The sequence below is a fragment of the Nonomuraea longispora genome, assembly GCF_004348345.1.
Classification (GTDB): domain Bacteria; phylum Actinomycetota; class Actinomycetes; order Streptosporangiales; family Streptosporangiaceae; genus Nonomuraea; species Nonomuraea longispora.
This window is the reverse complement of the sequence record NZ_SMJZ01000279.1, coordinates 1-9,106: the sequence shown is the minus strand read 5'-3', so window position 1 is coordinate 9,106 and position 9,106 is coordinate 1. Positions and strand designations below refer to the sequence as shown.

The following is a 9,106-nucleotide window of genomic DNA, read 5'->3' as shown; positions in this document are numbered from 1 at the left end:
GGCAGATCCCCACCACCCCGACCCGCTCCGCGTCCACCTCCGGTCGCGACCGCAACCACGACACCGCCGCCCGCAGATCGTGCAGCTTGCCCTGCGGATCCTCATGCCGGCGCGGCTGCCCGCCCGACTCGCCCCAGTTGCGGTGGTCGAAGGACAGCGTGACGTAGCCCCGTTCCGCCAGCCGGGCCGCGTACAGACCGGTGACCTGATCGCGCACCCCGGTGAACGGACCCGTGAACACCAGCCCTGGACGCGGCCCCGCGCCGTCCGGAACCCGCAGGTCACCGATCAGGGTGAGGCCGTCGACGGCGAATTCTGCTTTCATACGCCCAAGTCTGCGCTATGAGTCGAACCCCAGCCCCATCCGGTCGAGAGCGCGCAACCACAGGTTGCGCCTGCCCTGGTGCCGGTCGGCGCGGGCGATCGACCACCGGGTGAACTGGATCACCCCCGACCGCACCGGCTCGGGCGGGAACGGGATCGGCTTCTCCTTCACCATCCGCAGCTCGGTGCGCTCGGTGCGCTCGCCCGCCAGCAGGTCCAGCATGACGTTCGCGCCGAACCTGGTGGCCCCGACCCCCATGCCGGTGAAGCCGGCCGCGTAGACCAGCCGGCCGCCGTGCGCACGCCCGTAGAAGGCGCTGAACCGGCTGCAGGTGTCGATGACGCCACCCCACCGGTGGCTGAAGCGCACGTTCGCGAGCTGCGGGAACGTGGCGTAGAAGTGCTCGGCGAGCTTGACGAACGTCGCGTCGCGCTGGTCGTACTCCTGCCTGACCAGGCCGCCGTTGTAGTAGACGGCGTCGTAGCCGCCCCACAGGATGCGGTTGTCGTCGGTCAGCCGGTAGTAGTGGAACCGGTTGCCCGAGTCGCCGACGCCCTGCCGGTTGCTCCAATTCACCTCGGCGAGCTGGGCCGGGGTCAGCGGCTCGGTCATCAGCACGTAGTCGTAGACCGGGACCACGAAGTGGCGCAGCCGCCGCAGCAGCGGCGGGAACACGCCCGTGCCCAGGGCCACCTGGCGCGCGGCGGCCGTGCCGTACGGCGTGCGCAGGGTGATCGTCGTGCCGTCGTCGTGCAACGAGCGCACCGGGCTGCGCTCGTGCACGCGTACGCCGAGCCGCAGGCACGCGTCCCGCAGCCCCCACGCCAGCCGGGCGGGGTCGACCATGGCGCAGCCGCTGCGCTCCCACAACCCGCCCAGGTAGGTCGGCGAGTCGACCTGGGCCCGCACCTGATCCCGGTCGAGCGGCACGTAGTCGAGGCCAAGCTCGTCGATCAGCTCCTGGTGCTCGTTCAGGCCGTCGAGCTGCCATGGCTCGGTGGCCACGTGCAACTCGCCCGTACGCTCGAACGAGCAGTCGATGCGGTAGCGCCACAGCGTGCGCTCGATCTCGTCGAGGTTGGTCACGCCCATGCGCTCCAGCCGGTCGATCTCCTCCGGCCACCGTTCCAGACCGTTGGCCAGGCCGTGGGTGAGCGTCGCCATGCAGAAACCGCCGTTGCGGCCGCTGGCCGCCCAGCCGATCCTGCGCCCTTCGAGCAGGACGACGTCGATCGACGGGTCGCGTTCCTTGGCCATCAGGGCCGTCCACAGGCCGGAGAAGCCGCCGCCGACGACGACCAGGTCGGCGGTGGTGTCGCCGGCCAGCCGCGGGGCCGGCTCGGGCCTGAACGGGCTGTCCAGCCAGTACGGCCTGCGCTCAGCGTCGGCCAGCGCCTGCAGCGGATCCACACTTCCACATCCCTACGATCCTCTCGCGGACCCCGGCCCAGTGGTCAGGCCCGCCGCCTGGCCACGACCGCGTTGGCGACGGCTATCAGCACCCCGACGCCGAAGATGAGCGTACCCATGACATTGACCTGCGGCGGGATGCCGGTCTTCACCGCACCGACGATCCACAGCGGGAAGGTCACGGTCGAGCCGTTGACGAAGCTGGTCACCACGTAGTCGTCGATCGACAGCGCGAACGACAACATCGCACCCGCCATCACCGCGGGCATGATCGACGGCAGCGTCACCTGCCGGAACGTGCCCCAGGCCGTGGCGCCCAGGTCCCTGGCCGCCTCCTCCAGCGACAGGTCGAGCGTGACGATCCGCGCCCGCACGGTCACCACCACGAAGGACAGCGAGAACAACACGTGCGCGATGATGACCGTGTTCGCGTCGCGCGGCACGTTGGCCGAGACGAACAACGACAACAGCGACGCTCCCATGACCAGTTCGGGCGTGGAGATGGCGGCGAAGACCAGGAAGTTCGTGACGCCCTTGGCGCGGAAGCGGTGGCGGCCGAGCGCGAGCCCGAGCATGGTGCCGAGCACGACGGTGATGACGGTGCTGACCAGGGCGATGACCAGGGAGTTGCGCAGCGCCACGGTCAGGTCGGAGATCTCGAACAGCTCGGCGTACCACCGGAGGGTGAAGCCCTGCCAGGTGGTGTTGGACTTGCTCTGCTTGTCGTTGAACCCGAACAGGATCATCACGGCGATCGGCGCCGACAACCACACGATGACCAGCCACGTGTAGGCGTGCAGCAGCCGGTCGCCGAGCGCGCCGCGCCTCATCGGGCCGCCGCCTCTAGCACGTTCTCCGTCCCGAGCGCCCTGGCGTAGGCGAAGATCCCCACCAGCAGGACCGCCATCAGCGTGAACGACAGCGCGGATGCGGTCGGGTAGTCCAGGTTGACCAGGTATTCGGTCTGGATGTTGTTGCCGATCATGGTGTTGCCCGTACCGCCCAGGATCTGCGCGTTGATGGGGTCGGCCGTGGCGGGCACGAACGTCATGAGCACCCCGGCGAAGACTCCGGGCAACGACAGCGGCAGCACCACCCGGCGGAAGGCTCCCACGCGTGTGGCGTACAGGTCCTGGGCGGCCTCCACCACCCGCGGGTCCACCCGCTCCAGCGCCACGTAGATGGGCAGGATCATGAACGGCAGGAAGTTGTACGTCAGCCCGCCCACCACGGCGAGCGTCGTGGCGAGCACGTGGAAGTCGTCGGGCAGGAGCCCCCAGTCCTTCAGCGTGCCGAAGAGGATGCCGTTGTCGGCCAGCAGGAAGTTCCACGAGATCGTCCGCAGTACGAACGACACGAAGAACGGCAGCAGCAGCAGGAACAGGTACATCGACTTGCGGTCGCCGCCCTTGAAGGCGATCCAGTAGGCCACGGGATAGCCGATGAGCAACATGGCCGCGGTCGCGAGCGCGCCGTACACGAGCGAGCGGAGCAGCTGGGTGCTGTACCTGCCGAGCGCGTCCCCGTAGTTGGAGAAGCTGAACGTCATGGCGTAGCCGTCGTAGGCGTTGCCGGTCTGCAGGGAGACCGAGGCCATCGCGACCATGGGCACGACCAGGAAGATCGCGAGCCACATCCAGCCGGGCAGCGCGAGGAGGTAGGGGGTGAGCCGCCGCATGGTCCGCGCCTACGCCTGGGTGATCGACTGGAAGATCGGGTTGAACACCTGCTCCTGCTCGTTGGTCAGGGTGGTGTACGTGCGCAGCTTGGCGTAGTCGGCCTCGCTCGGGAACATGAGCGGGCTGTCGATCATGGCGTCGAGCGCCTTCTTCTCCTTGGCCCCGGCCGTCTTGGCCTGCTCCCTGAACAGGTCCTGGACGGCGGGGACGGGCGTGACGAACTGGATGAACTCATCCAGCTCGGCGGCCACGGCGGGCTGGTAGAGGTAGTCCATCAGCATGAGCGCGTCGAGAGGGTTGGCCGCTCCCTTGGGGATGAGCATGTTGTCGGTCCAGATCGTGCCGCCCTCCTCGGGCACCACGAACGCGACGGGCTCGCCGGCGAGCTGGCGCTGGAAGACGTCGCCCGACCAGGCCATGGTCACCCAGACATCGCCCTTCGACACGGCATCGATATACCCTTGATCATAATATTTCCGCACAAGTCCGGCATCGCGCTGCGCCTTGAGCTTCTCCCCGGCCTTCTTCCAGTCAGCCTCCGTCGACTTCTCCGGGTCGACGCCCACCGCGAACATGCCGAAGTTGCCGATCTCCTGGGCGTCGTTCATCATCCCGACCCGCCCCTTGTACCGGGGATCGAACAACGCCTCGATGCTCGTGATCTCCTCTTTGACGTGGTCGGTGTTGTACGCGATCCCGGTCACACCCGAGGCGTACGGGACCGTGTACTTGTTGCCCGGGTCATAGGAGCGCTCCTTGAACTTCTGGCCCGCGTTGGCCAGGAAGTTCGGCAGCCGCGTGTGGTCGAGCGGCACCGCGTAGCCGAGCTCGAGCATGTGCTGGAGCTGCACGCCGTTGGTCATGACGACGATGTCGTAGCCCAGCGACTGCCCGGCGCGCAGCACGGGGTCGGCCTTGCCGAAGAAGTCCGCGTTCTCCTGGATGACCTCCTTGTACTCGTACGCGATGCCGGTGTCCTTCTTGAACCGCTCGAGCGGGCCCTTGTCCCCCGGCATGTACTCGGGCCAGTTGGCGAAGACGACCTTGCCGTTCTTGGTCTGCTTCGCCCAGAAGTCCTTGACGGCGTCCGCCTTGGGCGGAGCGGCCTTCTGCCCCTGCACGCCGCAGGCGGCCAGGGCAAGCCCGGCGGCCGAGTAACCGGCGAGCCGGAAGACGTCACGTCGGGTGCGGAATCGGCCCATGAGGCGATGTGGGGGGTTCATGAGGCGCTGTCAACTTCCAATCACGTACGAGTGCTGCGCCTGCCACGACAGCCAGACGGGGTCTCCCCGCTCCGCCGCGGCCAGCGAGTCATGCGCGTTCTGCCGGAAAACGGTGATGTCCGCCCCGTCCGCGAGGCTCACGGAATAGCTGGTGTAGGTGCCGAGGTAGACGACCTCGGCGACGGTCCCGCGTACGCCGCTCAGCTCCGGACCCGGCTCGTCCTGCCCGATGGCGATCTTCTCAGGGCGTACGGTCACCGACACCTCGCCGTCGTGCCCTGGCACCAGCACCCGGCCGCCGCGGACCTTCATCTCGCCGCCGGTCGCGGTGCCCGCGAGCAGGTTGGAGGTGCCGATGAAACCCGCGACGAACGCGGTCGCGGGTCGTTCGTAGATGTCGCGCGGCCTGGCGAGCTGCTCGACCAGGCCGTCGTTCATGACGGCGATCCGGTCGCTCATGGTGAGCGCCTCGTTCTGGTCGTGGGTCACGTACACGAAGGTGATGCCGACCTCGCGCTGGATGCGCTTCAGCTCGATCTGCATGGCCTGGCGCAACTTCAGGTCGAGCGCGCCGAGCGGCTCGTCGAGCAGCAGCGCCCGCGGCCGGTTGACCAGGGCCCTGGCCAGCGCCACGCGCTGCTGCTGGCCGCCGGACATCTCGCGCGGCCGGCGTTTCTCCCTGCCGGCCAGGTCGACGATCTCCAGCATCTCGCCGACCCGCCGCCTGATCTCCTCCTGCGGCGTCCTGCGCTGTTTCAGGCCGAACGCCACGTTGTCCCAGACGCTCATGTGCGGGAAGAGGGCGTAGGACTGGAAGACCATGTTGACGTCACGCTTGTTCGGCGGGACGTCCGTGACGTCGTGGCCGTGCAGCTTCACCAGGCCCTTCGTGGGCGCCTCGAACCCGGCGACCATCCTCATGGTCGTGGTCTTGCCGCAGCCGGACGGGCCGAGGAGGGAGAAGAACTCCCCCTCGGCGATGTCCAGCGTCACGCCTTTGACCGCCTGGACGACCTCACCATGCGAGAGGTACTCCTTGACGACGTCCTCTAGCTCGATTGCCGATAGCCCGGTCATGTCCAGGTTTCGCCCTTGCCGCTATTCGCCGATGTAGTGCATGACGTGCTTCACCCTGGTGTAGTCGTGCAGCCCGAACACCGACAGATCCTTGCCGTATCCGGAATGCTTGAAGCCGCCGTGCGGCATCTCCGAGATGAACGGGATGTGCGTGTTCACCCAGACCGTGCCGAAGTCCAGCCCGTTGGACATCCGCATGGCGCGGCCGTGGTCGGAGGTCCAGACCGAGCCGCTCAGGCCATATCTCACGTCGTTGGCTTTGGATAGCGCGTCGGCCTCGTCGGTGAACGTCTGCACGGTGATCACGGGGCCGAAGACCTCGTTCTGGACGATCTCGTCGTCCTGCCTGAGCCCGTCGACGACCGTGGGGGCGAAGAAGTAGCCCTTGTCGCCGACACGCTCGCCGCCGGTGAGGACCGTGGCGTGCTCGGGCAGCCTGTCGATGAAGCCCTGCACCCTGGCCAGCTGGTTCTCGTTGTTGAGCGGCCCGTACAGCGCGTCCTCGGTGTCGAGGCCGCCGGTCACCGTGGCGGCGGCGGCCTCGGTCAGCGCGGCCACGAACTCGTCGTGCACGCTCTCCTGCACCAGCACCCGGCAGGCGGCGGTGCAGTCCTGGCCGGCGTTGTACAGACCGGCCTCGGCGATGCCGGCGGCGGCCTTGCTCAGGTCCTTCACGTCCTCGAAGACCACGACCGGCGCCTTGCCGCCGAGCTCCAGGTGCACGCGCTTGAGGTCGTCGGCGGCGCTCCTCGCCACCGACATGCCCGCGCCGACCGAGCCGGTGATGGCGACCATGGAGGCGGTCGGATGGCCCACCACGAGGGCGCCCGTCTCGCGGTCGCCGGTGACGACGTTGAAGACGCCGGCGGGCAGCACCGAGCCGAGGATCTCGGCGAGCTTGAGCGTGGCGACCGGGGTGGTGTCGGACGGCTTGAGCACGATCGTGTTGCCGGCCGCGAGCGCGGGGGCGATCTTCCAGACCGCCATCATCACCGGATAGTTCCACGGCGTGACCTGGCCGACCACGCCGATCGGCTCGTGCCTGATGACACTGGTGTGCTCGGCGAGGAACTCACCCGCCGTCGGGCCCTCCAGCGTGCGGGCCGCGCCCGCGAAGAAGCGGAAGTGGTCGGCCGCGACCGGCGTCTCGTCCTCGGCCATGCGGGCGCGTGGCTTGCCGGTGTCGCGGCATTCAGCCTCGTTGATCTCGTCGGCCCGCGCCTCGATCGCGTCGGCGACCTTCAGCAGCAGGTTGGCCCGGTCACCCGGGGTGGTCTTCCCCCACGACTCGAACGCCGCGGCAGCGGCGGCGAAGGCCGCGTCGACGTCGTCCTGCCCGGAGACCGGGGCCTGAACGTAGGCCTCGCCCGTGCACGGGTCGATGATGTCGGAGAACCGGCCGCTCTTGGCGTCCACGAACTCGCCGTTGACATAGTTCTGCAGACGGGTCGTCATGCGCCCTCCTTCGTCGGTCGCCTGACCCAGGTGCTGTGGCTATGGATGACCTCGGCAAGCTCGGTCATGAATGACCTCCTCGTGAGGTGGCTGAGATGCCCGCGACTCTTACAGAGCGGTCGCAGCGAAACAAGGGATTTCGTGGTGAATATATCAAATTGCTACGAATTCGCTTGACAGTCGACCGGGAACTGACAACATGTCGCACCAGGACGGCATCCCAGCGGGAACACCACCGCCATGCCGGACCGCTAGGAGGAACCACAGCCGATGACCACGCCGCCGCGCGTACGCCGCTCCGCCTCCCGCCCAGGGCCCGTGGTGCTCGACGACCTGTCCAAGCAGATCATCGAGCAGTTGCAGGCCGACGGGCGCATGCCGTACGCGGCGATCGGGAAGGCGGTCGGACTCTCGGAGGCCGCGGTGCGCCAGCGCGTCCAGCGGCTGCAGGACGCCGGCGTCATGCAGATCGTCGCTGTCACCGACCCTCTCACCCTGGGCTTCCCGCGCCAGGCCATGATCGGCGTCACCTGCGAGGGCGATCTCGAGTCGGTGGCCGACGAACTGGCGGCGATCGAGGAGATCGACTACGTGGTGCTCACGGCCGGTTCGTTCGACGTGATCGTGGAGGTGGTGTGCGAGGGGGACGGGCACCTGCTGGAGATCCTCAGCAAGATCCGCGCCATCCCCGCCGTACGCGCCACCGAGTCGTTCGTCTACCTGAAACTGCGTAAGCAGACCTACTCCTGGGGCACCCGCTGAGCGACCTGGCGGCGGGCCCCCCGGGGGCTCACCCGAAGACCTGCTCCGCACAGTCGGCCGTGAGCGCCCGCTGGAACCACTCCTCCAGCACCGCCGTGTCCATGCACGACGTGATCCGCGCCCGCACCTCCTCAGACACCTCGATGCCCCGCGCCTTGAGCAGCATCTGCAGCAGCTTCGCCTCACCTATGGCCTCACCTATGGCCTGGCCTTTGGCCTCGCCCTCGGCGAGGAGGCTCTCGGCGAACTCCCCCTGGTACGGATGTGTCAGCATAGCCATAAGGTTCCCCCATTCCTTCTGGGCGACGCCAGTCAGAGAGACGTAGATGTACTGACCGTATCGTCCGGCCAGCTTCTGATCGATTTTGCTGAGGGCCGCATCCAACGTGCTCAGGACTTCTTTGATCAACGGGTCCTGGGCCTTGGTGACGGCGGAGATGACGGCCAGACCGATGTTGCCCAGCGCCTCGGCCACGTCGGTGATGAGCGGGGTGTTGTCGGGCCCGATCACCAGGGGATTGAGCACGAGTCCCGGATGGCCGGTCTCTATGGGCTTGGCCGCCCAGCGTGCTATCTGGCGATCGGGGCAGATGACGGTCAGGACGACCCGGCACTTCTCGCGCGCCCGGAAGTTGGCGATGTATTCCAGCCGGTGTGCCCGAGATCGAGGGTGACGAGCTTGGTCAGCCCTTCGTGTTGGGGAGTGATCACGGGCACGACATTACTATATGTGTTCTAAAGATTACCTAGAGTTGACGAGATGGATCGTGGCGATCTCCCAGGGCTTCAGTGGCAGGCGGAGGGTGCCGTCCGTGACCGGGAGGGGGTCGCCGGGGCGGCCGCGCAGGTCGGCGTGCGTGGCCTCGGTGAAGTCGCCGGTGATCACGGCCTCCGTGTTCCCGGGCGTGAGGGCGACCACCCGCAGTTCGTGCCGGCCGTCCCGGTCGCGCAGGGAGGTCATCGTCACGCCCTTGCCCGTCACCGTCAGGCCCGCCGCCGGTGCGGGCAGGGGGAGGTCCCGCGGGCCCTGGCCGGGCACCGCCAGCAGGTCGTGGCGGAAGACCTCCGCCTGGGGCACGACCTCTTCCCACGACCCCTGGTACGGCATCAGCGCCAGGCTCACCTTGCGCACCCCGCGCGACTGCGCCGCAGGGGTCGGGAGCTGGGGCCCGGCC

The 9,106-nt window shown here is 68.0% G+C and carries 9 protein-coding genes and 1 pseudogene; 1 reads left to right on the top strand and 9 read right to left on the bottom strand.

Annotation, left to right across the window (positions count from 1 at the left end; translation table 11 throughout):
- The 7 genes from E1267_RS40490 to E1267_RS40460 form a co-directional block, all read right to left on the bottom strand.
- A partial coding sequence (locus E1267_RS40490; RefSeq protein WP_181957912.1) for an alpha/beta hydrolase occupies window positions 1–325 on the bottom strand: 325 nt, incomplete at its 3' end.
- 15 nt (window positions 326–340) lie between these two features.
- Window positions 341–1,735, bottom strand: a complete 1,395-nt coding sequence (locus E1267_RS40485) for an NAD(P)/FAD-dependent oxidoreductase (RefSeq protein WP_132341094.1) — start codon at window positions 1,733–1,735, stop codon at window positions 341–343.
- A 44-nt stretch (window positions 1,736–1,779) separates the two neighbouring features.
- The gene (locus E1267_RS40480; RefSeq protein ID WP_132341092.1) at window positions 1,780–2,565 is read right to left on the bottom strand and encodes an ABC transporter permease; all 786 of its coding nucleotides are present in this window, start codon (window positions 2,563–2,565) and stop codon (window positions 1,780–1,782) included.
- Window positions 2,562–3,413 (bottom strand): ABC transporter permease, encoded by an 852-nt coding sequence (locus E1267_RS40475; protein WP_132341090.1) that lies wholly within the window; start codon window positions 3,411–3,413, stop codon window positions 2,562–2,564. The genes E1267_RS40480 and E1267_RS40475 overlap by 4 nt, the downstream gene beginning before the upstream one ends.
- A gap of 9 nt (window positions 3,414–3,422) precedes the next feature.
- The gene (locus tag E1267_RS40470) at window positions 3,423–4,616 is read right to left on the bottom strand and encodes a polyamine ABC transporter substrate-binding protein (RefSeq protein ID WP_132341088.1); all 1,194 of its coding nucleotides are present in this window, start codon (window positions 4,614–4,616) and stop codon (window positions 3,423–3,425) included.
- 30 nt (window positions 4,617–4,646) lie between these two features.
- Window positions 4,647–5,714, bottom strand: a complete 1,068-nt coding sequence (locus tag E1267_RS40465) for an ABC transporter ATP-binding protein (protein ID WP_132341086.1) — start codon at window positions 5,712–5,714, stop codon at window positions 4,647–4,649.
- A 21-nt stretch (window positions 5,715–5,735) separates the two neighbouring features.
- Complete coding sequence (locus tag E1267_RS40460) at window positions 5,736–7,169, bottom strand: gamma-aminobutyraldehyde dehydrogenase (RefSeq protein WP_132341084.1); 1,434 nt, start codon at window positions 7,167–7,169, stop codon at window positions 5,736–5,738.
- Between the two features lie 270 nt (window positions 7,170–7,439).
- Here E1267_RS40460 and E1267_RS40455 point away from each other — a divergent pair, with 270 nt between their 5' ends.
- Window positions 7,440–7,931 (top strand): Lrp/AsnC family transcriptional regulator, encoded by a 492-nt coding sequence (locus tag E1267_RS40455; RefSeq protein WP_132341082.1) that lies wholly within the window; start codon window positions 7,440–7,442, stop codon window positions 7,929–7,931.
- Window positions 7,932–7,959: 28 nt separating this feature from the next.
- On the opposite strand, the gene E1267_RS40450 is transcribed toward E1267_RS40455, so the two are convergent.
- Window positions 7,960–8,457: a hypothetical protein gene (locus E1267_RS40450; protein WP_132341080.1), complete on the bottom strand. Its 498-nt coding sequence runs from the start codon at window positions 8,455–8,457 to the stop codon at window positions 7,960–7,962.
- A gap of 216 nt (window positions 8,458–8,673) precedes the next feature.
- Window positions 8,674–9,106, bottom strand: a pseudogene (locus tag E1267_RS40445) (glycoside hydrolase family 38 N-terminal domain-containing protein); the annotation flags it as partial.

What these genes read in the sequence shown, in the direction of transcription:
- E1267_RS40480 (WP_132341092.1), bottom strand. Translation starts at nt 2,565, where the DNA reads ATGAGGCGCGGCGCGCTCGGCGACCGGCTGCTGCACGCCTACACGTGG.
- E1267_RS40475 (WP_132341090.1), bottom strand. Translation starts at nt 3,413, where the DNA reads ATGCGGCGGCTCACCCCCTACCTCCTCGCGCTGCCCGGCTGGATGTGG.
- E1267_RS40470 (WP_132341088.1), bottom strand. Translation starts at nt 4,616, where the DNA reads ATGGGCCGATTCCGCACCCGACGTGACGTCTTCCGGCTCGCCGGTTAC.
- E1267_RS40465 (WP_132341086.1), bottom strand. Translation starts at nt 5,714, where the DNA reads ATGACCGGGCTATCGGCAATCGAGCTAGAGGACGTCGTCAAGGAGTAC.
- E1267_RS40460 (WP_132341084.1), bottom strand. Translation starts at nt 7,169, where the DNA reads ATGACGACCCGTCTGCAGAACTATGTCAACGGCGAGTTCGTGGACGCC.
- E1267_RS40455 (WP_132341082.1), top strand. Translation starts at nt 7,440, where the DNA reads ATGACCACGCCGCCGCGCGTACGCCGCTCCGCCTCCCGCCCAGGGCCC.